At 27.8% G+C, this 1,920-nt stretch carries 1 protein-coding gene; it reads left to right on the forward strand.

Going from position 1 to position 1,920, the window contains the following annotated elements:
* Nucleotides 1-1,920 (forward strand): hypothetical protein (locus H2280_RS08230; RefSeq protein WP_337216235.1); only part of this gene is annotated, 1,920 nt, incomplete at both ends.

Below are 1,920 nucleotides of genomic sequence, written 5' to 3' on the forward strand. Positions count from 1 at the left end.
GCCTATGCTGCTGCTATAGAAGCTAGATTTTCTTTAGATAGAAAGATTATAAAACCCGATCCAATAGACCGTCGTAAAGATAGTAAGCCTGAAAAAATAAACACCCAAGCTCAAATCTTCATCTATAGAAACAAACATGAAGAAATAACAAAACAAGAATATCTACTGGCTTTAAATTTTGCCAAACATCATGAAAATACAGATGCATTTAGATACCACCTTAGCCCCCGCACTAAAAAATTCGTTTCTCGTTATGAAGTTATAGATCATGTAAAAAATACTAGCATTAGTGGTTATTCTCATACTATTTTTAAAGATACTACCAAAAATGACAATACCTATATCTTAGCCTTTCGTGGTACTGAAGAATTTTTAAAAGATTTAGTTTTGACTGATGGATTTATAGCTTTAGGGGCTGGAATTCCTCAGATTATATCTTTGCTTGATTATAGTGATAGTATTTTAAATGCTATTAGAAAAAAACATGGAAGCGATGATTTTAAAATCGATATTGTAGGACATTCTTTAGGTGGATATTTAGCACAATGTTTTTGTATCTTTGGACAAAAAAAATACATTCAAAAACTTTATACTTATAATGGAGCAGGTATAGGAGGGCTTGTAGCAAGTTTAATAAATATTTTTATTAGATTTGTTAGGCTTGTTTTTAAATTGCTTGTTAAAGGGATAAAAAAACTTTTTGGCTTTGGTATGACTAGAAAGACTTTAGATAATTGCTCTAAGGCTTTAAATTTAAAAGATGGAACTGATGGTTTGATTGAAGATTGTAAAAAAATGCAAGGGCAAGTCAATCAAAAAAGATTAGATGAGTGTGCTCTTAATATAAAACAAGCAAGTAAGGGTAAAACAGATATAGAAGTACATCACATAGAAACGATAGCTAAACCTATCCCAAATGAGGATATTTTACGAGAAGGTAGGCAGACAATAGAACCTTCGAGATCTTTAATAAGTGATTTAGGTTATAAATATGGCTTGAATATTAAAAATAAATTTGATTATAAAAATACAGATAGGTTGCATTTAATCCATATAGGAGAGCTTGAAAAAAACTATTATAAAACTAGCCATTTTATGTATAATATAGTTTGGACGAGTTATTTTTATGAACACTTAGTAAAATATAATGAAAATATTAAAGAATTAAAAGGCGATATCGCTTGCGTGTTGGATTATCTAAATTCTTATGCACAAAATTTAATCGACTTAAGTGAGAAAAATAAGCTTTTATTAGAAGATAATGTAAATATCCAAGATAAAAATCAAAATTATATCAGCGTGGTATTAGGTAAAACTTTTAAAACTTTATGTAAAGTTAATAAATACAATAAAGAATTTAACCTTACTTACAAGGATGCACAAGAATCATTTTTTATAAGTGAGTATGAAATGATAAATAAATTTGTCATACCTGATTCTTTTTTAGTTTTAGAAGCCATGCAGGTTCATATAGAAATACTCGATAGATGTATATTAGAGAAATTGTTAGATGAGGATTTGAAAAAAGATACAAACTGTGCAGAAGCAATTTACAAAATGCTGCCTTTTAATATCAAAGATGAAAAGAATCAAGAGATACCTATAAAAGATAATATAGGAGAAATTTTAAAATACAATTCTGATTGTTTTAAATGTATCAGCAATGAAGACAATCAAGAATTTTTTCAAGCTAGAAAAAAACAAATGATTAATTTAATTTATGAAAATCATTGCACTAGTTATTATTTAAGTAAAAATCAAATTGCTAAAACCAATATAGGATTTAATTCTGTAAGTTCAACTGCCTTTGTTGATTTAAAAGAAGAGAAATTTTTTATTTTTGCTAACCATAAAGATGTGGTTGATTGTAGAGAAATTTATGAAAGAGCTATAAGTAAAACCGGTATTTCTTTGGAAGCA

Origin of the sequence: Campylobacter sp. 2457A, assembly GCF_020135895.1 — a bacterium.
Lineage (GTDB): Bacteria > Campylobacterota > Campylobacteria > Campylobacterales > Campylobacteraceae > Campylobacter_D > Campylobacter_D taeniopygiae.